Origin of the sequence: Dyadobacter psychrophilus (assembly GCF_900167945.1) — a bacterium.
GTDB lineage: Bacteria > Bacteroidota > Bacteroidia > Cytophagales > Spirosomataceae > Dyadobacter > Dyadobacter psychrophilus.
On record NZ_FUZA01000002.1, the window covers coordinates 623,152 to 645,634 of the forward strand.

18 protein-coding genes are annotated in these 22,483 nt (G+C 45.2%); 7 read left to right on the forward strand and 11 right to left on the reverse strand.

Annotated elements, in window-relative coordinates; translation table 11 throughout:
- Position 1: 1 nt before the first annotated feature.
- Both rbsK and B5X68_RS09715 read right to left on the reverse strand, forming a co-directional pair.
- On the reverse strand, positions 2–901 hold the full coding sequence (gene rbsK / locus B5X68_RS09710; protein ID WP_082214494.1) for a ribokinase: 900 nt from the start codon (positions 899–901) through the stop codon (positions 2–4).
- 9 nt (positions 902–910) lie between these two features.
- The gene (locus B5X68_RS09715) at positions 911–1,510 is read right to left on the reverse strand and encodes a class I SAM-dependent methyltransferase (protein WP_082214495.1); all 600 of its coding nucleotides are present in this window, start codon (positions 1,508–1,510) and stop codon (positions 911–913) included.
- 147 nt (positions 1,511–1,657) lie between these two features.
- Here B5X68_RS09715 and B5X68_RS09720 point away from each other — a divergent pair, with 147 nt between their 5' ends.
- Complete coding sequence (locus B5X68_RS09720; RefSeq protein ID WP_082214496.1) at positions 1,658–3,430, forward strand: DUF885 domain-containing protein; 1,773 nt, start codon at positions 1,658–1,660, stop codon at positions 3,428–3,430.
- Between the two features lie 44 nt (positions 3,431–3,474).
- On the opposite strand, the gene B5X68_RS09725 is transcribed toward B5X68_RS09720, so the two are convergent.
- A complete protein-coding gene (locus B5X68_RS09725; protein ID WP_082214497.1) occupies positions 3,475–4,122 on the reverse strand; it encodes a hypothetical protein in 648 nt (215 codons plus the stop codon).
- Between the two features lie 150 nt (positions 4,123–4,272).
- Here B5X68_RS09725 and B5X68_RS09730 point away from each other — a divergent pair, with 150 nt between their 5' ends.
- The 3 genes from B5X68_RS09730 to B5X68_RS09740 are packed head-to-tail and all read left to right on the forward strand — an operon-like array spanning position 4,273 to position 10,298.
- Complete coding sequence (locus B5X68_RS09730) at positions 4,273–6,594, forward strand: PSD1 and planctomycete cytochrome C domain-containing protein (RefSeq protein ID WP_082214498.1); 2,322 nt, start codon at positions 4,273–4,275, stop codon at positions 6,592–6,594.
- A gap of 32 nt (positions 6,595–6,626) precedes the next feature.
- Positions 6,627–8,081 carry a DUF1501 domain-containing protein gene (locus B5X68_RS09735; protein ID WP_082214499.1) on the forward strand — a complete coding sequence of 485 codons (1,455 nt, stop codon included), beginning with the start codon at positions 6,627–6,629 and terminating at the stop codon, positions 8,079–8,081.
- 45 nt (positions 8,082–8,126) lie between these two features.
- Positions 8,127–10,298: a c-type cytochrome domain-containing protein gene (locus tag B5X68_RS09740; protein ID WP_170916615.1), complete on the forward strand. Its 2,172-nt coding sequence runs from the start codon at positions 8,127–8,129 to the stop codon at positions 10,296–10,298.
- 8 nt (positions 10,299–10,306) lie between these two features.
- Here B5X68_RS09740 and B5X68_RS09745 read toward each other — a convergent pair whose 3' ends face one another.
- Positions 10,307–11,485, reverse strand: a complete 1,179-nt coding sequence (locus B5X68_RS09745; protein ID WP_082214500.1) for an AGE family epimerase/isomerase — start codon at positions 11,483–11,485, stop codon at positions 10,307–10,309.
- A 126-nt stretch (positions 11,486–11,611) separates the two neighbouring features.
- Positions 11,612–11,941 carry a hypothetical protein gene (locus B5X68_RS09750; protein ID WP_082214501.1) on the reverse strand — a complete coding sequence of 110 codons (330 nt, stop codon included), beginning with the start codon at positions 11,939–11,941 and terminating at the stop codon, positions 11,612–11,614.
- A 218-nt stretch (positions 11,942–12,159) separates the two neighbouring features.
- On the opposite strand from B5X68_RS09750, the gene B5X68_RS09755 reads away from it, so the two are divergent.
- On the forward strand, positions 12,160–13,443 hold the full coding sequence (locus B5X68_RS09755) for a PQQ-dependent sugar dehydrogenase (protein ID WP_082214502.1): 1,284 nt from the start codon (positions 12,160–12,162) through the stop codon (positions 13,441–13,443).
- A 2-nt stretch (positions 13,444–13,445) separates the two neighbouring features.
- On the opposite strand, the gene B5X68_RS09760 is transcribed toward B5X68_RS09755, so the two are convergent.
- The 3 genes from B5X68_RS09760 to B5X68_RS09770 all read right to left on the reverse strand — a co-directional run bounded on the left by B5X68_RS09760 (position 13,446) and on the right by B5X68_RS09770 (position 16,009).
- Positions 13,446–14,210: an SDR family NAD(P)-dependent oxidoreductase gene (locus tag B5X68_RS09760; RefSeq protein WP_082215294.1), complete on the reverse strand. Its 765-nt coding sequence runs from the start codon at positions 14,208–14,210 to the stop codon at positions 13,446–13,448.
- Between the two features lie 29 nt (positions 14,211–14,239).
- On the reverse strand, positions 14,240–15,124 hold the full coding sequence (locus B5X68_RS09765) for a cyclase family protein (protein ID WP_082214503.1): 885 nt from the start codon (positions 15,122–15,124) through the stop codon (positions 14,240–14,242).
- Between the two features lie 99 nt (positions 15,125–15,223).
- The gene (locus B5X68_RS09770; RefSeq protein ID WP_082215295.1) at positions 15,224–16,009 is read right to left on the reverse strand and encodes a 3-keto-disaccharide hydrolase; all 786 of its coding nucleotides are present in this window, start codon (positions 16,007–16,009) and stop codon (positions 15,224–15,226) included.
- 277 nt (positions 16,010–16,286) lie between these two features.
- Here B5X68_RS09770 and B5X68_RS09775 point away from each other — a divergent pair, with 277 nt between their 5' ends.
- Positions 16,287–16,796, forward strand: coding sequence for a hypothetical protein (locus B5X68_RS09775; RefSeq protein WP_082214504.1), 510 nt, complete (start codon positions 16,287–16,289; stop codon positions 16,794–16,796).
- 52 nt (positions 16,797–16,848) lie between these two features.
- On the opposite strand, the gene B5X68_RS09780 is transcribed toward B5X68_RS09775, so the two are convergent.
- From B5X68_RS09780 to B5X68_RS28895, 3 genes are read right to left on the reverse strand one after another with little or no spacing between them, the layout of a single operon-like run.
- The gene (locus B5X68_RS09780; RefSeq protein WP_082214505.1) at positions 16,849–19,224 is read right to left on the reverse strand and encodes a prolyl oligopeptidase family serine peptidase; all 2,376 of its coding nucleotides are present in this window, start codon (positions 19,222–19,224) and stop codon (positions 16,849–16,851) included.
- 47 nt (positions 19,225–19,271) lie between these two features.
- The gene (locus tag B5X68_RS09785) at positions 19,272–19,559 is read right to left on the reverse strand and encodes a hypothetical protein (protein ID WP_141110248.1); all 288 of its coding nucleotides are present in this window, start codon (positions 19,557–19,559) and stop codon (positions 19,272–19,274) included.
- A gap of 23 nt (positions 19,560–19,582) precedes the next feature.
- Positions 19,583–19,744, reverse strand: a complete 162-nt coding sequence (locus B5X68_RS28895; protein WP_170916616.1) for a hypothetical protein — start codon at positions 19,742–19,744, stop codon at positions 19,583–19,585.
- 150 nt (positions 19,745–19,894) lie between these two features.
- On the opposite strand from B5X68_RS28895, the gene B5X68_RS09790 reads away from it, so the two are divergent.
- Entirely contained in the window at positions 19,895–22,363 is a 2,469-nt protein-coding gene (locus B5X68_RS09790; protein WP_374754818.1) for a M1 family metallopeptidase, read from the forward strand.
- Positions 22,364–22,483 lie beyond the last annotated feature (120 nt).

Here is a 22,483-nt window from a genome sequence, read left to right on the forward strand (position 1 = left end):
TTTAGGAAGTCAGCTCGTGTCGGTAAGGGGCAGAGTTCTGTGCGCCAATGCGGGTAACGGATATAGCCGCTGCTTCACACGCGAAACGGCAAGCTTCGGGCCAGTCTTCTCCGGAAGCCAATGCGGTTAACATTGCGCCGTTAAACACATCACCGGCAGCCGTCGTATCCAATGCTTTTACCTGTTGCGCAGGAATCATTTCGGCATATTGTTTATTGGACAAATAAATTCCGGTGCTTCCTAACGTGATAATAACATGCTCAATGCCAGCCTGATGAAAATAATCGGAGGCCCTTTGCATAGTTTCAACATTGCTGGGATAAATGCCTGTCAGGAGTTCGGTTTCGGTTTCATTGGGTGTGATGAGAAACGTACTCGACAAAAGCTCCTTATCCAGTAAAGCTGCCGGAGCGGGGTTCAGAATAACCTTTATGCTGAGACTGCGGCATTTATCAATGATGTAGGTTACGGTTTCCATAGGAATTTCCAGCTGGATTAAAGCGAAGTCTATGCCCTGAAAAATTTCGTCAGGAAGATCTGCCGGCAGCAGATCCATGTTCGCACCGGAGGCCACTACAATCTCGTTTTCACCATTTGCATTAACGGTGATCAATGCGACACCAGAGGCATGATCGGTAGTTTCGATCAAATAATCAATATCCAGACCTTCCTTCAAAAAGCCTTTTTTAGCCTCCTGCCCGAAAATATCTTTACCGATTTTGGCCACAAACCGAACACTTGCACCCAGCCTTGCCGCCGCAACGGCCTGATTGGCGCCCTTCCCGCCAGCATTCATCAGAAATGTTCCACCCAAAACCGTTTCGCCGGGTTTAGGGAACTCGGCTGTTTGCACAACCATATCCGTATTTGAGCTTCCAATGACAAGAACTTTCTTTTTCATTTATTCAACTCATCTTTTCCGCGCAACCAAAATTCCCAAACCGTGATGCTGCGGATAATTGTACAGCTTGTGACCAGTCTTTTTTGCCAGATCTTTCACCGCCCGGCGCACTTCCGGAAAGCTTTCCGTATCATGAAAAATAGTGCAATCACTATGTTGAGCCGCCCAAAGGCCACATTCAAATGTCTCGTTATAATTATGGACAATGTCCACATGGGCCAGATTATAGCGCTGATCGTCAGTCGCAATCCAGTCCTTATAATCTGATTTTACGAGTTGAATGTTTGTATAAGGAGCAAGGCGACGACTCGTTTCCTCGAAATGTTCGTTTTTATTAACCGTATGAATGTCGCCCTCGAAAGTATCAACGCCTGTCACGTTTTTAAAATAATTAGAAAAAACGACGGCAGAATAGCCAAATTCTACCCCAAATTCAATGCAGCGTTCCTTCTTCAAATCAAATTGGTCAATAATGTCGGCTATAATTAATTCCAACCCCTTCCAGGCTGAAACAATTTCCAGCATTTTTTCCGGCTTGCTGAAATGCTTCGGTTTGTACGGCTTGATGTCCTCAATAAAATTCTCCCTGATGTAAGTCCTCAGTCCCATGGCTGTCGATTTTGTATAAATGCAAACCTATGACAAATAATTAAAATCCGAACAACTGATTTTAATCGTAGAAATCCGATATTTAAAGAATACGTTATTTTCTAAGACAACATCAGGGTTGTCTGACAATCCCTTAAATGAGCAAACATGTTAAAACTTATCGTATTCACTATCTTTTTAGGAGCCGCTATGCAGTCTTGCCAGCAAAAATCGGAAAAAGATGAGGCATTAGCGCCTGTTAAGGATGTTTTTGCCGATTATTATGAAGAGCGCCTCGCATTGTTTCCGCTGGAAGCGACAATGAATGGTGATAACCGTTACAACGACAAAATGTCGGACGACCTCACGAAAGCCGGAAAATTGAAGGCGGAAACCTTCTTCAAAAAATACCAGTCAGAGCTTGCCAAATATAATCGCGAAAAGCTGACAGAAGAAGAAAGGACAAGTTGGGACTTGCTGCAGTGGGAATGTAATATCAGCCTGGAAGGGTTGAAATTCCCAACTGAACTAATGCCTTTGAACCAAATTTTTTCTACCCATTTGATGATTGGCCAAATGGCCAGCGGTGGAAGTTTACAACCATTTAAGACTGTTAAAGACTATGAAAACTGGCTCAAACGCGTCGATGGTTTTGTTGTGTGGTGCGATACGGCTATGGTAAACATGAAAAAAGGCATGAAGGAGGGCTACGTTTTACCGAAGCCGCTCATTAAAAAAATGATCCCGCAGCTGGCTGATATGGATCAAGGTCCAACGACAGCGCACCTTTTCTATTCTCCTGCTAAAAATTTCCCGAAGGACTTTTCAGCCGACGATAAAGCCCGTTTTGAGAAAGAATATGCGGCCATGGTGGAAGAAAAGATCATCCCGACTTTTAAGAAACTGCATAATTTTGTTGAAAAGGAATATCTGCCGGCGGGAAGGAGCACGAATGGTTTCGACGCATTGCCAAATGGAAAAGCGCTCTATGATTATTATATTAAGTATTTCACAACCACTGAAATGACTGCCGAGCAGATCCATCAGGTCGGTCTGGATGAAGTTGCGCGAATTTCGGGTGAGATGGAAAAAGTGAAGGCGCAGGTTGGTTACAAAGGCGATCTGAAATCCTTCTTCAATGTGGTGAGAGAGGACAAAAAGTTGATGCCTTTTGCCAAACCGGAAGAAGTGATCGTGCATTTCAACAAAATTCATGAAACGATGAAGCCAAACCTTCAAAAGCTCTTTGAATTGACCCCAAAAACCAAATTTGAGGTTCGCAGAACGGAAGCATTCCGGGAAGCTTCGGCGGCGGCAGAATATAATCCGGGGCTGGCAGACGGTTCAAGGCCTGGCGTTTTTTATGTTCCTGTCCCGAATGCCAAAAAGTATAATGTGGTATCAGATGAAAGTCTGTTTTTGCATGAAGCCATCCCGGGCCATCATTATCAGATTTCTTTGCAACAGGAAAACAAAACCCTGCCCGAATTCCGAAAAAATCTTTGGTACAGTGCTTATGGAGAAGGTTGGGCGCTATATTCTGAATCGCTGGGCAAAGAATTAGGCCTTTACACTGATCCTTACCAGTATTTTGGTATGCTAAGCGGCGAAATGCACCGTGCAATCAGGCTGGTGGTCGACACAGGCCTCCATTCAAAAGGCTGGACGCGCGAGCAGGCTATTCAATATTCGCTGGACCATGAAGCGGAGTCGGAAGAAAGCATCACGGCTGAGATTGAACGCTATATGGCCGGCGCCGGACAAGCACTTTCTTATAAAATAGGACAGCTGAAAATAAGAGAGTTAAGAGCAAAGGCAGAGAAGGAGCTGGCATCAAAATTTGATATCAGGGATTTTCACAAACTGGTTTTAGAGTCAGGCTGCGTGCCGCTCAGGCTGCTGGAAGACAAGACGAATGCCTGGATTACTTCCAAAAAATAACATAGAAAAGCCTCCGCTGTCTGTTGAGAAGCGGAGGCTTTCTACTATTTCTTTCCTTTCGAAATTGTAACATTGGAAAATTTGGCTTCTTCCAAAACAGCAGGGTTATGAGAGCAGATGAAGAGTCCTACCATCACTTCTTTGTTCAGATTATCCATTTCGTGCGACCCCACTTCCTGTAACGGCGCACCTTTTGCCGCTGCGCGCATAGTATAATTATTCCCTTTCCGCTCGATTTGAATGGTTTGGAAATTCTTATCCTTACTGAAAATCTCATCTTCGGGATCCCGCATCATTTTCCCTTTTGCCACACGCCATTGCAAAACAGACAGGCCGTCGCCATGCAGCACCGCGCTTAAATGTGAAGCGTCGTCAGCCATCGATTCCCGGACCACCCAGCCCACTTTCCGGTGCGGATCTTTGCCGGTTCCTACAAACTCAAAATCAGCGGTTACCGTGAAATCGCCAACCATTTTATTGAATAAGTACTGAAATTCATCACGCTCAAACCAAATATTATAGCCAGCGCCTTTTAATGTATACTGCTTTGTAGACGCGTCATATTTTGCCGATCCGGCCAGTTTTGGATTGCCAATATCTGCACTTTGTTCAAACAAACCTGTTTTGGACGGTGAAAAGCCCGTAATTACAGTGAAAAAAAGTAGAATAGGTAGGTAAAACCTTTGGTTCATAGCAGAATAGGGATGAGAATTAATGGCAAAACAGCATAGAGCAGGACAGTTGGGAAATTGGAAATTGACATTATTGTCCCCAATAAATGTACATTTTTTTAGTTAATTAGTTATATTAAGTAAAAAAACGCACTTTCCTAAACCCACGATATGATTTTTAGAGTAAGATTGATTTTGACCATGCTGCTGGCTGGAACGGCTGTCTGTTTCCAGTCCTGCAACAAATCGTCAGAAAATACGGCTGTTGAAGAAGATATTCCAAAGGAAGTCAGTTACAATTTTGATATTCGCCCGATCCTTTCTGACAAATGCCTGGCCTGTCACGGCCCTGACGCCAATAAACGCGAGGCAGGATTGCGCCTTGATGTTGCCGAAAATGCATTCAAAGCATTGCAGGAAAATCCCAAAGCACATGCATTGGTAGCGGGCAAACCCGAACTTTCTCAGGTTTATCTGCGCATTACTACTGCGGACACCGCGCTTCGCATGCCTCCTACAGGCTCTAATCTCAAACTCACCCAGCGGGAAGTTGACCTCATCGGAAAATGGATTAAGCAAGGCGCCAAATATGAAAAGCACTGGGCTTTTGTAGCGCCCAAAAAGCCTGCTTTGCCAGAGGTTGATAATAAGGACTGGCCGAAAAATGAGATCGATTACTTCATTTTGGACAAACAGGAGCAGAAAGGTCTTGAACCCAATGCGGAAGCAGATAAAGAACGACTTCTGAAACGCCTCAGCCTGGACCTCACCGGCTTGCCGCCTACATTGAAAATGATGGACGAGTTCATGGCGGATAATAGTGCGAACGCCTATGAAAAAATGGTCGATCAGTTGCTCAAAAATCCTGCTTACGGCGAAAAAATGGCTATTCACTGGCTGGATCTGGCACGTTACGCAGATTCGCACGGCTACCAGGACGACGGTTACCGCACGCAATGGCCCTGGCGGGACTGGGTGATCCATGCATTCAACAAAAACATGCATTATAATGACTTCGTGACGTGGCAGTTAGCGGGTGATTTGTTGCCAAACAGTTCCAAGGAACAGCTGCTCGCAACAGGTTTTAACAGAAACCATAAGATTACGGAAGAAGGCGGCGTCATTCCGGAAGAATACCGCATTATGTACGTAACGGACCGTAATGATCTGTTTGGTAAGGGGTTATTGGGCGTTACACTGGAATGTGCACATTGCCATGACCATAAATACGACCCGTTTTCCCAGAAGGAATATTATCAAATGTTTGCGTTCTTCAATAATGTGAAGGAAGTGGGGATTGAATCCGTGATCGGCGGACCGGAAACTTATGCCAAGAAACCGCTGATGGAGATCAGCAATCAGGACGTTAAAGACATTCTGACATTCGTAAATAAGCCGGATACCAACCGTTTGATCGTGTCGGTGATGGGTGACCTGGACACATTGCGCAAGACGCATATCTTACTAAGAGGTGTTTACGATGCACCGGGCGACGAGGTGCAGCCAGCAACGCCGACTTCCATTTTGCCATTTGATAAAAATTTACCAAAAAATCGGTTAGGACTTTCAAAATGGCTTTTCGACAAGAGAAATCCTTTGACTTCCCGCGTATATGTGAACATTCTGTGGCAGGAATTCTTTGGAAAAGGCATTGTTAAAACCTCCGGCGACTTCGGTATGCAAGGCGAGCTTCCGTCACACCCCGCATTGCTGGATTGGCTGGCAACCGATTTTATGGATCATGGCTGGGACATTAAACGCCTTGTAAAACAAATGGTTACATCTGCTACTTACAAGCAGTCGGCCGTTGTGACGAAAGAGAAGCTAGCCACTGATCCGGACAACATTCTGCTGGCGCGTGGCCCGCGTTACCGCATTCACGCCGAGTTTATCAAAGATCTCGTGCTTGCAAGCAGCGGCTTGCTCAACAAAACCATTGGCGGTCCAAGCGTGAAGCCCTATCAACCAGCAGGACTTTGGGAAGGAGCCACATCGGGGCGTGGTTTGCTGTCAGTTTACAACCAGGACCATGGCGGAGCATTGTATCGTCGCGGCATGTACACATTGATCAAAAGGACCGTTCCGCCGCCGACGATGAGCATCTTTGACGCGAGTAACCGGGATTTGTGCGAAGTAAAACGGTTAAAAACCAATACGCCATTGCAGGCACTTGTGATGATGAACGATCCGGCTGTGCTGGAAGCTTCCCGTGTGCTGGCAGCCAAACTGTTACAGGAAAAAACGGAATCGAAAGACAAGATCACGAAAGCATTTCGCCTGATCGTCTGTCGCAAACCAAGTGAGAAGGAACTCGACGTGTTGACTGCTTATTATGATAAACAAATCAAATCCATCAAGCCCGCAACTGCGGAGAAAATGGTTGCGGTAGGAGAGTATCCGTTGACCAAAAATCTGGATAAAAAGGCGCAGGCAGCATTAATGCGCGTCATTTCCACCATTTATAATCTGGAAGAAACCATAACAAAATCTTAAAGCCGACAGCGAAAGCTCAAAGCCGGAATAATATGGAAAAGGAAATATTAGAACACGGGTTCAATTTCAACAGAAGGCGTTTTTTGTCTTCCATGAGCCTCGGGATCGGGGGCGTGGCGCTCGGCTCATTATTGATGCCCGACCTGTTGAAAGGCGGAGGTTTGGAAGAGGAGGGGCTTGCCCCGGGGATTCCGCATTTTGCCCCCAAGGCAAAACGGGTCATTTATATGTTCCAAAACGGCGCTCCGTCGCAGCAGGAACTGTTTGATTATAAACCTAAGCTTCGCGAAATGCTTGGCAAGGAAATTCCACCTTCGGTGCGCGGAACGCAGCGGCTAACGGGCATGACGGCTAACCAGGCATCATTCCCGCTTGTCGGATCATTCGTGGATTTCAAACAATATGGCGATTCGCGCGCGTGGGTGAGTGATTTGATGCCTTATACGGCCAAGATTGTGAATGATCTGTGTTTTGTAAAATCAATGTATACGGAGGCTATTAATCACGATCCTGCGTTGACATTCCTGCAAACTGGTTCACAACAAGGTAACCGCCCGAGTATGGGTTCATGGCTGAGCTATGGACTTGGTAATGAGAACAAAAACCTGCCCAATTTCACTGTGCTGCTTTCACGCGGCGTAGGAAATGGTCAGGGTGTTTATTCCAAATTGTGGTCCAATGGCTTTCTGGATTCTGTGCACCAGGGTGTGCAGTTCAGCAAGGGCGAGGACCCGGTTTTATATCTGCGTGACCCCGAAGGAATGGACCGCCACGATCGGCGGGATATGCTTGATAACCTTTCGCAGTTGAATGAGCTTTCTTACCAGGAGTTTGGTGACCCGGAAATAACGGCCAAAATCAAACAGTATGAAATGGCTTACCGCATGCAGACTGCCGTGCCGGAAGTAATGGATCTGTCCAAAGAATCGGACGACATTATCAAGTTATATGGCCCCGAATGTCTTGTTCCAGGCACTTATGCAGCCAACTGCCTGCTGGCCAGGAAGCTTTCTGAAAATGGGGTGCGGTTTGTGCAGCTTTATCACCAGGGTTGGGATCAACATGGTAACCTGCCTTTTGAAATAACAAAACAGGCTATGGACGTGGATCAGGCGTCGGCAGCATTGGTAACCGACCTGAAACAGCGCGGATTACTGGATGAAACGCTGGTGATCTGGGGCGGGGAATTTGGCCGCACCAGCTACACGCAAGGCAAGCTGACTGCCGATAATTACGGTCGTGACCACCATCCGAGATGCTTCACGATCTGGATGGCAGGCGGCGGCATTAAGCCGGGAATGGTGTATGGCGAAACGGATGAGTTGGGTTACAACATTGCCAAAGATCCTGTGCATGTGCATGATTTTCAGGCAACTATCCTGCATCAGCTGGGTTTGAATCATGAAAAACTGATTTTCAAACATTTAGGAAGAAGATACCGGCTTACCGATGTTTCCGGGAAAGTGGTAAAAGACATTATCAGCTAAAATGCCTGGCAGTTATCGATTAATCAATTTATCGGCTAAATTTTAATGCATTTGAGATTCAGGGTTTTTGCAGAGCAGTTACTGGTTGCCTCTAATATTGTCATTTTATTTTTACTGATCTTCGAAAACAAACTGGTCATTCCCGCCTGGTTACAAACGGTCGGGCGTATGCATCCGCTGATCCTGCATTTTCCGATTGTGATCCTGCTTATCGCTATGCTGCTGGAATTTTTCAGGTTCAAGCCGGAATATGCGACCAATCAGTTTTACAGGAATTTTCTCCAAAATATGCTGCTGGTAGGCGCGCTTTTCGCCGCCATTACGGTGGTCATGGGCCTGTTTTTATCAAGAGAAGAGGGTTATAGCGGCGATGTCCTTAATTATCACAAATGGACGGGTGCCGGCATCTTCTTTTTTGCATCATTCATTTATTTTGTCAGGAATACGACCTGGTACAAGGCTCCCGTGGCGAAGGCTGGCGCTTTCGTAACGGTTGTGGCATTGGTGATGACGGGACATTATGGCGCCGCATTAACCCACGGCAGCAACTTTATCTGGGAGCCGATCGATAGCCAAAAAACAATGGCGGCGGTTCCTTTGGAGCAGGCGGTTGTTTTTACAAATGTGATCCGGCCCATTCTGGAACAAAAGTGCACAAGCTGTCACAATCCCGATAAGCTGAAAGGCCAGTTGAACATGGCGGATGCAGCGTCATTATTGAAAGGAGGAAAATCGGGGAAATTGTTCGTTGCCGGAAACCCTGAGGTAAGCTTGCTGCTGAAACGAGTCCATTTGCCGATGGAGGACAAAAAGCACATGCCGCCAACAGGTAAGGCGCAGCTTACATTGCAGGAAATTGCTTTGCTAACGCTTTGGGTCAAAAAGAATGCGGATTTCAAGAAAAAGCTGACAGAATTGCCCGCAACTGATTCATTAAGAATCGTTGCAACAGCATATTTGAAGCCCGTTGAGCAGGAAATAGCATATAATTTTGATGCCGCTGATGAGGAAACAGTTGCCAAACTGAACACGGACTACCGCACAATATTGCCGCTTGCAAGAGAATCTCCCGCCCTGGCCGTAAACATTTACAACAGCGCAACCTATGACGTTAAGCAGTTGAATGAGTTAGAGACAATAAAAAAGCAGGTTATATCGCTGAATTTGAATAAAATGCCTGTTAAAGATGCTGATTTAAAAAGCATTACCGAATTTGAAAACCTTCGCAGGCTGGACCTCAATTTTACCGATGTCACAGCCAATGGTTTGAAGACATTGGCCTCATTAAAACATTTGCAAAACCTCACATTGTCGGGCACAAAAGTTGATTTTAATGATATGAAAGCATTATTACCCGAACTCAAACCACTTAAAACGGTTGCCGTTTGGGATACAAAACTGACCGCGACGGACGTACAGAATCTTCAAAATGCAAACAAGAACATTGAGATCATTGGCGGATTTAAAGATGACGGGAAAAACCCTTTGAAGCTGAACCCGCCGCAAGTAAAAAACAGCTCCACGATCTTTGCCCGGTCACTCAACCTGGAACTTCGCCACCCGATCAAAAACGTGGATATCCGTTACACGACCGATGGCTCGGAGCCGGACAGCATCAAGTCGCCTTTATTTGACAAAATGCTCGTTACCAAAAGCGGGACTATTAAAGCAAAAGCATATAAAGAAGGCTGGTATGGAAGCGATCTGGCCACATTTGACTTTTTCAAAAGTGCTTATAACCCTGATAGTGTTAACCTGCTCGCACCGCTGAACCGGGTGCATCAGGCGGAGGGTGCGAAGACATTTTTTGACCATAAATTGGGTGTTATCGGAGCTAATAATCCCGCCTGGGCTAATAACTGGGCGGGCGTTAGGGACAATGACATGGCTTTTATATCAGAATTCAAAAAACCGATCCTGATCTCGTCACTCGGCGTGCATTATATGGTGGAAGAAGACACCGGCATTTTTCCTCCCGAATCCATAGAAATCTGGGGCGGCGAGAATGCGCAAAGCCTGAAATTATTAACCAAATTCAAGGCTGGAATGCCGAAAAAAGGGGATAGGCCAAGTTTGCAAACGGTGGAATGGACATTCAAGCCGCAAAGCGTTTCGTACCTGAAAATCATTGCCAAACCTCTAAGCAAAATCCCGGAATGGCACAGAAGCAAAGGCAATAAGGCCCTGCTATTGGTGGATGAAATGTTCCTTAATTAATCCAATAATCAACTTTTAGAGACGCGCCTGAGCATTTCAGCACACGCACGGGAATTGTGATAGGGACATTTCCAAAAATTGATCTTGTCGCCCTTCACCGGCGTGCCGTCTGCCTTCACAGTGCCGTACCATTCGCCTTTTTCGTGGTCTACGAATTTATCTACAATGTAATCCCAGCTGCGTTCGGCCTTCACTTTATATTGCTCGTCCTTAGTAAGCTGGTATGCATTGTAAAACCCGACCATTTGTTCGGCCAAAACCCACCAGGATCTGTCGGTCTGCAAATGTTTGGTCGCAGGGTCATATTCATAATTAAGCGCGCCGTCCGCTGCTAAGCCTTTGCTGGCCGAATCGGCCATGGCGATAGACACTTTTTTCAGCTTTTCTATCAGGCGTTCGTCATGCAGAATTTCAGCCGTTTCGAACAAAAGCCATGATGCTTCAATGTCGTGTCCGTAGGAGATAATGTGATCTTTTGGCTTCCATTTTTCGTCGAAAAACAACTCCATGCTGTTGGTTTGCGGATTTACGATACGTGTAATAATCGCTTCCAGCATGTCGGACGTTTGTTTTTTCAGTTTCGGGTCCGGCCATACGCTGTACAAATTGGCATAGGCTTCAACCAAATGTAAATGCGTGTTCATGCTCTTGATCCATGGACTTTTATTCAGAATATAATCATCCGTTTCGGACCAGTCTCGAGCAAATGCTTCCCTATAACCGCCATTAACCGCGTCAAATGCGTATTTTTCGATAACATTGAAGAGTTCTTTGGCTTTGTCCAACGCCGGCTGATAGTGCGTAACGCGATAATACTCGCTCAGTCCATACATTGCAAATGCATTGCCGTAAATCTGTTTTTTGGTTTCAAGTGGCGTACCATCCGCTTTTACAGACCAATAAACACCGCCGTGCTCAGGGTCGAAGAAATGTTTTACCAGTTGCTGATAAGCGCGGTCGGCCAATGTCAGATATTTTGCTTCTTTAAAAATCCGGTGTGCAAGAGAATAGGTCCACAAGATCCGGCCAGTCAAAACCACAGAGCGTTCAGAATCCTTCACAGCCTGATTCTCATAGTTCACACGGCCATAAAATCCGCCTTTATCGGGATCAGGGCCGTATTTTTCCCAGTAAGTCAGGATGCTGAGTAGTTCTTTCTTGAATGCTTCGGGCGTAAATTCAGCCATGTTCCAATTCGTTTTTTAGAAAAAGGATCCGCTCAACAATTCATACTTATTCGCTTTTTGAGCAAATAGGACATAAAAAAACCGGGCAATGCGGTTGTCCGGTTTTGGTGAATATGTCTGAGGAGACTAGTCGCCCTGATTTTCTTCCAGGCTGTCGTGATTATCCCCGCCGATGCTGTAATAGTTGTTTTCTTCGTCTTCTCTGCCGATCATTTCGTCGTCATCGTCATATTCTGATCCGGGAACGTCCAGGTCATCACCTACCAGATCATCGTCGAAGGATTTTTCATTCCAGTCATCCGATTCCAGTTCAATTTCACTTTTTACTTTCGAAATGTCTTCCGGATCAATGTCACTATCGATTAAGCCCTGACGAAAAATGTCTTCTTCCGCGGGATAATTTCCTGGCAAATCGTCGTCAAACAAGTCATCGTCATCATCATCGTATGGATTCATAGCTTAAAAATTTATTGGTTTGCTAGTTATCAGTGAGGTTTTTTCCTTCCACGTTTCAAAGATGTTAAAAAAAATCATTCCAATTTACATTTATACAAGGAAAATTGAAGCGGCTCAACAAGTAATAAACTTTCGGTCGAATGCTTTCTAATATAGCTACGAATGTAACCCGCCCAGCGGCTTACATTTTATTTATTTAACTCTTTATAACTCATTACATGAGCAGCAATTTATCAAAAATCAAAGGGACATTTTTAGCATTAGCGGGCGCCACCGGCCTGTTTGCTTACACGAATGTTCCCGTCAATCCTCCAACGTCTGGCAACAAAAAATTTCCTATTGAAGCAAGCGATCTCAAATTGCCCGCAGGCTTTTCAGCGAAGATCCTGGCTACGGACCTGGGCTCCACGCGGCATATGGTCATCGGCAAAAACGGTGATATGTATGTGAAGCTTTCCAAACTGAAAGACGGAAAAGGAATTTATCACATTAAGGATACAAACGGCGACGGCGAAATCGAGGCCAAAACGCTTTTTGGTGACTATCCCGGAACGGGCATTGCGATCAAAAACGGCTATTTGTACAGTTCTTCAAATAAGGGCGTTTTCCGCTATAAGCTCAACGAAAAGGAAGAAATTGTTGATTTTGAAAAACCTGAAAAGATCATTGAAGGACTAACGGATCACGGCCGGGACAATGCCAAACCGATCGCCCTGGATAATAATGGCAACATTTACGTCACGGTGGGTTCATATAATGACAACTGCCGCGAGGCGGGATCGGGCAAAGGCATGTCGCCATGCAGCATTCTGGATTCGGCGGGCGGCGTCTGGAAATTCAAAGCAGATAAAGCAGGGCAGACATTCTCGGACGGCGTTCGTTACGCAACGGGCGTGAAAAATGCGGTAGGCATTAATTGGGATGAAAAAACCAATGCGCTGTATGTAACGGTGCACGGCAGAGGCAAGTTTGACGACTTTTACCCTCAATACTATACGCCGAAGCAAAGTGCTGAACTTCCTGCGGAAACGCTTTACAAATTGAAAGAAGGTGACGATGCCGGCTGGCCATACATTTACTACGATCATTTTCAGAACAAGAAGATCCTTGCTCCAGAATATGGAGGTGACGGCAAAAAAACTGCAGGTGAAAAAGCAATCAATCCTTTGGTCGCATTTCCAGCCCATCTTGGACCCAACGCGATCATGTTTTATACGGGGAATATGTTTCCTGCGAAATACAAAAATGGCGCATTCATTGCTTTTCATAGCCAGTCATCAGAGTTGAAAAAGGGCTATATGGTTGCATTTGTGCCTTTTGTGAATGGTAAGGCTGGTAAATGGGAGATTTTTGCTGATAATTTCGCTGGAACGGACCTCGTTAAACCAACCGGCCCGATCCAGCATCGGCCTTGCGGCCTCGCACAAGGCCCCGACGGCGCACTTTACGTGACCGACGATCTGAACGGCACAATTTTCAAAATCGATTACAAGAAGAAATAATTTTACAGGCTTAAACCGCCATCGACATAAATATTCTGGCCGGTGATGAAGCGTCCCGCTTCGGAACAAAGCAAAACGGCCGTGGCAGCACAATCCTTCGGGTCACCAATCTGGCCCGAAGGTGTTTCCAAACGCTTATTGATCCTTTCTTCAACCTCGGGCACGTCCTGCTCCAGACGTGGCGTTCCGATAACGCCCGGAGCCAGATTATTAACAGTCACGCCTTTATCCGCGAATTGCATGGCCAGGTTTTGCACCATATTCAGAACCGCCGATTTTGTGGCGGCATAAACGAGCATGAAAGGATGCGGCCGGGTTTGCTGAACACTTCCGAGCGTCAAAATACGTCCCCAGCCATTCTGGATCATGTACGGTGCAAATTGTTGGATGAGTAAAAGGGAGGACCTGAAATTTGCGTTGATTTGTGTATCGAAATCATCACTACTGATTTCGTCCCAGGCTTTTGGGATTTGAACGGAAGCATTGAGGACAAGTATGTCCACCTTTTGCATATTTTGCTTTACAAACTCAAAAATTTCGGCAGCGGCACCGGCCCTGGAAAGATCCGATTCGGCGATAAAACATTTCACCCCGAATTCCCTGATCTTTTCCGCTACTTTTTCTGCTTCATCTTTATCTTTCCGGCAATGCAGAATCACATCCGCGCCGTATTCCGCAAATGCCAAAGCAATGCCTTCGCCTATGCCCTGACTTGAACCGGTTACCAGCGCTGTTTTTCCTGACAAATTAAAATTTTCAGAGATCATAACGTTCATGTTTTATGTTACCGAAAACATTATTTGCATGCCAATGCTGCAAAGGCCCGCACGGGAAAAGTGCCCACACCTTTAAATTTCGGAGGAACTGCGCTGAAAAAATAACCGGCTTCTGGCAGAGCGTCCAGGTTACACATATGCTCAACGATTAAAATTTCTGAACCGAGTAAGACAGTATGAACGGGTCGGCTGTTACCGCGTGTATCGTCGATGTTATGGCTGTCTATGCCAACCAGTTTGACACCGCAATCGCGCAGATACTCAGCAGCTTCGCGGTTTAAAAATGGATGGTTTTCAAAATATACATTTGTATTCCAATGCTTTGACCAGTCGGTTCTAACAATGACGGCCCTATTTCTGATCTCCTTGTCTTTGAAATAATTAATGCCAATTTCCAGTGTCCCGACAGCATTAATCGTTATTGCATCCAGGTTGGCAAATGCATCCAGTTCCACTTCCGACAAGTCTTTTCCATGCGCATACCGGTGAAACGGGCAGTCTATATAAGTGCCCGTGTTACTGACCATCTCAATTTTTCCGATTTGAAATTCAGTCCCTTCTTCGTATTTACCTTTTGAATCTTCACGGCTCAGAAAATCGCAGATAATGGGGGCGGGGAGCCCTTTATAAGTAATGAGTCCGTCAAAAATCGTATGGCTTAGATCAATCAGTTTTTCTTTGGCTACTGCGTCAATGGGCTTGCGCTTATGCTCTTCCTGTATGTAAGCCTTATTCAGAATATGAACTTTCCCTACCATCAGCAAGCGCAGGTCTTCAATGATGTAATCTGCTAATTCCTGGTCTGAAATGGTTTCACCGGCAATATCGAGCCTGAAATCCTGGCCCTGGATGCCGCCGCCATTGGTAAATTCAATAGCAAAATCAAAAACAACCCTGTGTTCCATAGTGGTCTGAAAGCTTATTTTCGCAATTAAGCAATAAGCTTTACTAAAAAAAATGCCTGCCCAAAAATTCAGGCAGGCATTGGAACGTGTTATATGGTTTCAAAAGTCAGTGTCTGCTTTATCCAATGTCATATCTTTTACCCAAATGTTGCGGTAATAGACGTCGTGGCCTTCCGATTGCAGCTTTAAACCTCCCGGCGTATCTGTTATGCCTTTGCCACCATCGTTACCACCGTCGATGCCTGAGTTGGGACCGCCCCAGACCTGGCTGATCTGCTGATTGGTATGCACTTTTTTACCATTAAAATATAATGTGACCATTGGCTTTTCAACCAGTTTCCCATCCTTAAAGCGCGCCGCCCGGAACAGAATGTCATATGAATTCCACTTGCCGATGCCATTATAAGCAGCATAGGGCGACTTCGACTCATTGATAACCGCCGCCATTCCGTGCGAAGTTGTGTCGCCGTCCAAAACTTGAATTTCGTAGCGGTTTTGCAGATAAACGCCGCTGTTACCGCCTTCTTTGGTAATCAAAAATTCCACATGTGCACGAAAGTCCTTGAACTGCTTTTTCGTGACAATGTCGGCAGAGCCATATTTACCACCGGCCGATGCGGGATCATTGCAATTGATGACGGTTCCTTTATCGACCGGGTCATTCACAACGGTCCATTTGATCGGCGGCTTTGCTGAAAAGCGCGGGCCTTCCCAATAGACCCATTTTTCATCAAGCATTTTGCGGCTGCCATCCATAAAAACCTCGGCTCCCTGTGGCGCCTTCGTCCCTACGCCTGTCTGTCCGTGCGAAACAGCGGCGAATGTCAGCGCCAGAACGCCCTGAACTGTAATGAATGTCTTTATCTGAGAAAATATCTGCTTCATATAGATCATGTTAAGTAATAAGCGATTTTAATGTCCGTGCCGTGGTTTGGCATGGGATATAAGTCTAGCTGTTTTTGTAAATACTCTTTTTGACTGTTTTTTGTTTTGATGTAGAACAAAAGCCACAGGTAATCCGACGTATAATATTGTAAAAATCAGGTACTTCCACAATCCCAGCGCTTTCAGGAATAATATCAGGTATTTCGCTGATGGAACAGTTCTTTACCAATCGATCATAATTAATCGAAGTACATGTTGAATTATTACGAGGCGAAAGATGATGAATGACACACATATCCCAAAAAGTGTAAGCACAGTAACGAGTGTGTTTGCAACGAGAACAGATGCAGAAAATGCATATAAGGCGTTATTGAAATTGGGATACGAAGCAGGGGAGATCACCCTGATCATGTCCGAAGAAACTTGCGAAAGACTTTATCAATATCACGACTCGGATTTTGACGATAATCGAAAGTCAGGGTTAGGCGAAGGTAAAAAGCTACAGGTAACCAGGATCTCGGATGCTTTGGATGTGTTTGGTAGGTTTGTGGCGATTCCGGGACTGGCACTTGTAGTGGCAGGAAAATTGGATGAAGGCGGGCAGCGGGCAGTTGCAAGCACCGTTCTATCCGATGAATATGCCACTTATTTTCAAAGGCGTATTCAGGAAGGCGAAATTCTGATTGACTTCGGCCTTCATAATGTAAAGGAACGCAGCCTTATTATGAACCTTTGGGAAAATTACGGCGGCTATTCGCTGGTCAGAAAGATCAGCAACGCTGCGTAAGGTTTCCAAAATAAGAAGAAGCCGTGCTGGAATATTCCGCACGGCTTCCATTTTATAATTTCTCTTCGAAAAGCTTCAAAATACGCTTGTATTCGTCCGTCCAGGACGATGCTTCTACAAATGCGTGATCTTCCATTGGATAAGAAGCCAGTTCCCAATCATTCTTACCCAACTCGATCAATCGCTGCGAAAGTCGCACAACGTCCTGATAATGAACATTCACATCCACCATTCCGTGGCACATTAACAGGCTGTTTTTAAGACCGGCCGCATAATAAATGGGTGAACTTTTTCGGTAAGCCAGGCTATCTGACTGCGGTTCATTCAAAATGTTGGCTGTGTAGGGATGGTTATAAGCGGCCCAGTCTGTAACCGGTCGTAGTGCAGCTCCGGCAGCAAAGACATCTGGCGTTGTAAACAAGCCCATTAATGTGATAAAACCACCATAGGAACCACCATAAATGCCGATTTTCTTTGGGTTAATGCCGTAATTTTTGATCAGCCATTTCGCACCGTCCGTGTTGTCCGTAAGGTCTTTACCGCCCATAAACCTGTAAATGCCGGTGCGCCAGTTCCGGCCATAACCCGAGCTTGCTCGATAATCCAGGTCCAGCACAGTATAACCCTTGTCTACCAGCATGTTATTAAACATATATTCCCTGAAATACTGGCTCCACCATTTATGTGCATTTTGCAGATAACCGGCTCCATGTACAAAAATGACTGCTTTGCCATTCGATTTTTTGGGTTCATAAACGCGGGCGTAGATATTCTGGCCGTCTGTTGCCTTAATGGTTACAACTTTTGCTTTCCGCCACGGGTATGACAAAAATTCCTGCCTAACGGATTTGGTAATTTGTTCAGGTTGAGCGGTTTTTGTGTTCGAGATGGCGGGGTTATCCATTACATACAATTCCCAGGGAACATTGCTCTGTGAATAGCGAATAGCAAGTTTGGTTTCATCTGGCGAAAGGGTAACTTCATTTGCGCCGGCTTGTCGTGTAATGCGTACACGCTGACCGCCTGTTACGGACATGCTGTAAAAGTGCTGCTCACCAGGATGCACTTCGTTGGTTATAATGTAAAAGGTCTTTTTGTCTTTGGAAAGGTCAACATGCTGAACTTCAAAATTACCGGAAGTCAGCGCCGTTTTCTTGCCGGTTTCAACATTCAGGCTGTAAAGGTGGGAGTAACCCGTTTCTTCGCTTTGGAAGTAAATGTTGTTTTCATCAATATACCCAATTTCCCCCGAACTCATGGGGTAACCGCCTATCCCAGGCCCGCCGATCCAGGCTTCGTCCCGCTGGCGATCGAGCAATTTCAATGCCATTGTTTCCGGATCGAGCGCCATAATCCACCGATCTTTTGCATCCAGCGAGCGTACAATGATAACGGCGTGTTTGCCATTTTCCGACCAGAATGGCCCGTTAATAACCACATCCCGCTCCTTGTTTTTCCACGCAGAGTCGAGTTTAGGATAATCTTTAAGGTAGTCGGGCTTGTCACTAATACCTGGAATACCCTTTACGCTCACCTTCGCTGTCGTGTCTTTTTTAATATTATAAACCCAAAACTCGGAGTCGGAAGCGGGTGCGCCCACTTTGGTTCTTCCGGAAATATCCTCGGTAAAACCAGACTCGGTAACATAATTAGGCACAATCGTTGACTTGGCTGACTTATTGGTTTGCGTCAATCTGTAAGTGATATACTGCCCATCCGGACTGATTTCCTGGTTAGATACATTCTTTTCACCGAGATAAATCTCCTTTGGGTAAGCCGCTTTTTCAGCATCTGTGATTTTTTTACCCGCATCTTTTTTCTCTTTTCTTTCCTTCAAAACCTCAAACATAGCCAGCTGGTCATCTTTCAAGAACTTTTCCTGGCCTTCCGGTTTAGCGTCCGCTTTTTTCGTTCCGGTTTTAAAGTCAGTAAGTTGGCTTAAAAGTCCGCCATCCAGCGCAATGCTAAAAAGGTTCATCCCCCTTGTAAAAATGACTTTCTGATCATCACTGCTAAAAGCCGGGTCACTTTCCCGTTCGACGGTGTTTGTTAGTTGCCGGATCTTGAAGTCCGTAGTGGAAATCAGGAAAATGTCTCCATTCTTTTCATAGAGCCGCTGCGTTTTTTGTTTATTGAAAACAGCACTTTTAGCGGGTAATGTTTTGCGATCAGCCGGAGCTATTTTATTAATCTTTTTGGAAGACAAATCGTAGCCATACAGCGAATCCGCTACATTTTTATCCGGATTCCAATTGAAATAAATCGTCTTGCTATCCTCCGACCAGGCAATATCCGTCGGAGAAGTCCCGATCCATTGCTTCGGATCCCGCATTATTTTTTCAACAGTAAGCGAACCCAAAGTTTGGGCTTTTAATGGGCTGGATAATAAGTAAAGAGCAACCAGCGTGTAACCAAAATATCTGCGCATGAAAGGCGAACGATGTGGGGCCAATATGAAATGAATCAATGATTGAATCACGAATGATCGTTATATGGAATGGCTTTGATGAGCCTGATATTGTTATATTCTTCAATCACGACGGTATTCTCTTCGGAAATTATCCCGCGCTTGATCCAGTTACTCACAGTCTGTGTGTTCGGAATGTTAAAGCGTTTGCAATATTCTGCAATGGTGATCCAGTCATGCAACTCGTACTTCTTTCCATTTTTGGATAAATAATTTTTTGCCTCTTCAAGTGCCCCGCGGCTTTCCGACAACAATGTCGTCAATTCTTCGGATTTAAGTTTTGTTAGCGTTTCCATATCGTATGTTGTGTTTTTAACCATTAAGAATTGCCTGGCTTCTTACTAATCACCGCCAGCACTTCCATTATTTTAGAAATAACATCTAAAATCTCATCAACTTCTCTTGAAGTAAGTGTGTCCTGATTGTCACGCAAATACTGCCTTAAAGCGGCAAGCCGCATTCTCAGATCAATTTCATTCACAGGTGTGTACAGTTATAAGTTGCTAAATATAAAAAATGTTACGATACGTAACAAATCAATGATGGTGTAAATTTAAAGTGCTAAGTACTATTTTTGGCGCGAACTGATAACTCACTTATGAAAATTTCTTGCTGGCTTGCTTTAATAATTGTGTTTTTGTTTCAACTGACTTGTACTGACCATAAGTCTAAAATTCCGGAAAAAGGTGTTAGTTATCAGTTGAATGAGCGGCGGAAAAAAACAATAGACAGCATTCGTTACAACATTCAGCTTGACATTCCAGGCAAGAAAAATGAATCTATAAAGGGAATTGAAACCATTTCCTTTAACCTGAATGCGCTCGATTCGGCATTGGTTCTGGATTTTAATTCGGATAGCACGCATATTATTTCGGTTCAGTCGGAAGGGGAGGAGATCGAGTTCGAAGTTGCTAACCAGCACATTGTAATTGGACCTGGCGGGCTCAAAAAAGGCCATAATACATTAACGATCGGATTTATAGCTGGCAATCTTTCCCTGAACAGGAGTGACGAATATTTATACACACTCTTTGTCACGGACCGCGCGTCAACCTGCTTTCCGCTTTTTGACCAACCCAATTTAAAAGCAACCTATTCATTAACATTAAGCATTCCCGACGGCTGGGAGGCTGTTTCGAACGGCAGTTTAAAATCAAAAACCTCGCGCAGCGGAAAATGTGTCTTCCAGTTTGCAGAAACCAAACCCATCAGCTCCTATCTGTTTGCTTTTGCAGCGGGCAAGTTTTTCAAGACGGAGAAAACGGTGAAAGGCAGGCCTATGACCATGTATTACCGCGAAACCGATGCTGCGAAAGTGAATCGCAACAAGGATGAAATTTTCAATCTGCATGCAAAATCCCTATCGTGGCTGGAAAATTACACCAGCATTCCTTACCCGTTTGAAAAGTTTGATTTCGTGCTGATCCCGTCATTTCAATATGGAGGTATGGAGCATCCGGGTTCTATTTTTTACAACGAGTCAGCTCTTTTTCTGGACGAAAATGCGTCGGTTAATGAGAAAATGGCACGTGCAAGCGTCATCGCGCATGAGTCGGCGCATATGTGGTTTGGCGATCTGGTGACGATGGATTGGTTCAATGATGTGTGGCTGAAAGAAGTTTTTGCCAATTTCATGGCAGCCAAAATCGTGCATCCAAGCTTTCCCGAAATCAACCACGAACTGCGCTTTCTTCTGGCACATTATCCAAGTGCCTACGAAGTGGACCGGACAGCGGGCACAAACCCGATTTTGCAGGATCTGGGCAATTTGAAAAACGCGGGAACATTGTATGGTGCCATTATTTACATGAAAGCACCGATTGTCATGCGGCAGCTGGAAAGGAAAATAGGCGGGAAATTAATGCGTGAAAGTCTGGGTGAATATTTAAAAAATTACGCTTACAGTAATGCCCGCTGGGACGATCTGATCGGCATTATAGACAAAAAAACACCGCTCGACATTGCTGATTGGAGCAACGTATGGGTAAAGACACCGGGAATGCCCGAATATACTCTTTCAAACGAGCCGAAAACCAAATACAGCCAAAAACAAGATTCTGTTTCCAATCGCACGTGGCAACAAACGGTTGGTTATAAGGATGTTAAATTGGGGCAAAAACGTCTCTACTTCCCAAATCCGGATGGAATTGCTTATGGTTATTTTCAGATGGATAGCGCGAGCACATCGTATTTTTTCAGGAACTATAACAAAGCTGGCGACTCGGTTCTCTCGAAACCCGTTTTTCGCGGTGCAATGCTGGTTAATGTCTGGGAGGGTTTTCTGAGAGGCGATGGACCGGATGCGGAAGAATTTTTGAAAGATGTGCTGCTTACGTTACCGAAGGAGAAAGATCCGTTGCTGACAGACTATTTGCTCGGGCGCTTGCAGAGCCTTTGGTGGTCGTTTTTAAGCGATGAAAAAAGAAACAAGTATCAGTCGGAGGTCGAAAAAGTGACCTGGAATTTGCTTAATGAGACAACGGATAAGGGCATCAAGAAGTCGTACTTTCGGGCATTCAAACGCGTGGCACTCAGCGACGACGCTTATCAAAAAATGGAGTCGCTTTGGAATAAAACGTTGGTTGTCAAGGATCTTACTTTATCCGAAGAAGATAAGATTTCATTAGCTTATGATTTGGCTATCAGAGGGAAAGGCGATGTAAAAGCCATTTTGCAAACACAGCTGGACAGCACTAAAAATCCCGACCGCAAAGCCAGAATGCAGTTCGTAATTCCGTCGTTAAGCCAGGACGAAGCGGAGCGGGATGCATTTTTTGAGTCCTTGAAAAAGCCCGAAAACCGGGAGAAAGAGGCTTGGGTGCTGGACGGGCTGTCAAATCTGCATCATCCATTGCGCTCGGGAAGCGCTATCAAATATTTGCGGCCGTCGCTGGATCTGTTGCAGGAAATCCAGCTTACGGGCGATATTTTCTTCCCCACGCGCTGGACCAATACAACATTTTCGGGACATTCATCCGCGGAGGCGACCCACATTGCCGCAAAGTTTCTGCACGAGCATCCTGGTTATCCTTACTTCCTCAGGAATAAAGTTCTACAGGCCATTGATATGCCGCAAAGGGCAGCCAGGTTGAAGCGTTGATAAACGCGTATTGCATTACGTTACATCCCTCCGGGATTCGTTAACACGGATATATTGTTTTACCAATATTTTATCCCTCCGGGATTTCGTTAACACGGCTACCTCGTTGCTACCAATATG

What these genes read in the sequence shown, in the direction of transcription:
- rbsK (WP_082214494.1), bottom strand. Translation starts at nt 901, where the DNA reads ATGAAAAAGAAAGTTCTTGTCATTGGAAGCTCAAATACGGATATGGTT.
- B5X68_RS09715 (WP_082214495.1), bottom strand. Translation starts at nt 1,510, where the DNA reads ATGGGACTGAGGACTTACATCAGGGAGAATTTTATTGAGGACATCAAG.
- B5X68_RS09720 (WP_082214496.1), top strand. Translation starts at nt 1,658, where the DNA reads ATGTTAAAACTTATCGTATTCACTATCTTTTTAGGAGCCGCTATGCAG.
- B5X68_RS09725 (WP_082214497.1), bottom strand. Translation starts at nt 4,122, where the DNA reads ATGAACCAAAGGTTTTACCTACCTATTCTACTTTTTTTCACTGTAATT.
- B5X68_RS09730 (WP_082214498.1), top strand. Translation starts at nt 4,273, where the DNA reads ATGATTTTTAGAGTAAGATTGATTTTGACCATGCTGCTGGCTGGAACG.
- B5X68_RS09735 (WP_082214499.1), top strand. Translation starts at nt 6,627, where the DNA reads ATGGAAAAGGAAATATTAGAACACGGGTTCAATTTCAACAGAAGGCGT.
- B5X68_RS09740 (WP_170916615.1), top strand. Translation starts at nt 8,127, where the DNA reads ATGCATTTGAGATTCAGGGTTTTTGCAGAGCAGTTACTGGTTGCCTCT.
- B5X68_RS09745 (WP_082214500.1), bottom strand. Translation starts at nt 11,485, where the DNA reads ATGGCTGAATTTACGCCCGAAGCATTCAAGAAAGAACTACTCAGCATC.
- B5X68_RS09750 (WP_082214501.1), bottom strand. Translation starts at nt 11,941, where the DNA reads ATGAATCCATACGATGATGATGACGATGACTTGTTTGACGACGATTTG.
- B5X68_RS09755 (WP_082214502.1), top strand. Translation starts at nt 12,160, where the DNA reads ATGAGCAGCAATTTATCAAAAATCAAAGGGACATTTTTAGCATTAGCG.
- B5X68_RS09760 (WP_082215294.1), bottom strand. Translation starts at nt 14,210, where the DNA reads ATGATCTCTGAAAATTTTAATTTGTCAGGAAAAACAGCGCTGGTAACC.
- B5X68_RS09765 (WP_082214503.1), bottom strand. Translation starts at nt 15,124, where the DNA reads ATGGAACACAGGGTTGTTTTTGATTTTGCTATTGAATTTACCAATGGC.
- B5X68_RS09770 (WP_082215295.1), bottom strand. Translation starts at nt 16,009, where the DNA reads ATGAAGCAGATATTTTCTCAGATAAAGACATTCATTACAGTTCAGGGC.
- B5X68_RS09775 (WP_082214504.1), top strand. Translation starts at nt 16,287, where the DNA reads ATGATGAATGACACACATATCCCAAAAAGTGTAAGCACAGTAACGAGT.
- B5X68_RS09780 (WP_082214505.1), bottom strand. Translation starts at nt 19,224, where the DNA reads ATGCGCAGATATTTTGGTTACACGCTGGTTGCTCTTTACTTATTATCC.
- B5X68_RS09785 (WP_141110248.1), bottom strand. Translation starts at nt 19,559, where the DNA reads ATGGAAACGCTAACAAAACTTAAATCCGAAGAATTGACGACATTGTTG.